This window comes from Bacillus sp. LR--39, assembly GCF_053613335.1.
The window spans coordinates 1-590 of the sequence record NZ_JBSIOT010001249.1 but is presented as its reverse complement, the minus strand read 5'-3'; the positions used below and the strand labels follow the sequence as shown (position 1 = coordinate 590).

The following is a 590-nucleotide window of genomic DNA, read 5'->3' as shown; positions in this document are numbered from 1 at the left end:
CCACGGACGCACAAACATGACGATGAGCATGACGAGCAAGGTGAAACCGTACAAATTCGGATTCGGTCCTTTTGCACCCGAGGTATATCAGGCGCCGTTTCCTTACTACTATAGAAAGCCTGAAGGGATGACTGATGAAAGCTATGATGACATGGTTATTCAGGCGTTTGACGATTTCTTCGTCTCGTCTGTTGCTCCGGAGACGGTTGCTTGCGTCGTCATGGAGCCGGTACAGGGAGAAGGCGGTTTTATCATTCCTTCAAAACGGTTTGTGCAGCATGTCGCAGCCTTCTGCCAAAAACACGGCATCGTTTTTGTCGCTGATGAGATTCAAACAGGCTTTGCCAGAACGGGCAAATATTTTGCGATTGAGCATTTTGATGTCGTTCCTGATCTTGTGACAGTGTCAAAATCGCTGGCTGCCGGCGTTCCGCTCAGCGGCGTCATCGGCCGGGCGGAAATGCTCGATGCGGCGGATCCGGGTGAACTCGGGGGCACCTACGCCGGAAGTCCGCTTGGATGCGTAGCCGCTTTGGCAGTGCTCGATATTATCGAATCGGAACAGCTCAACAAGCGCTCTGAAGAAATCG

General features: G+C 52.2%; 1 protein-coding gene. It reads left to right on the top strand.

The features are described 5' to 3' along the window. A partial coding sequence (locus tag ACWHAR_RS29750) for an aminotransferase class III-fold pyridoxal phosphate-dependent enzyme (protein WP_452088773.1) occupies nt 1–590 on the top strand: 590 nt, incomplete at both ends.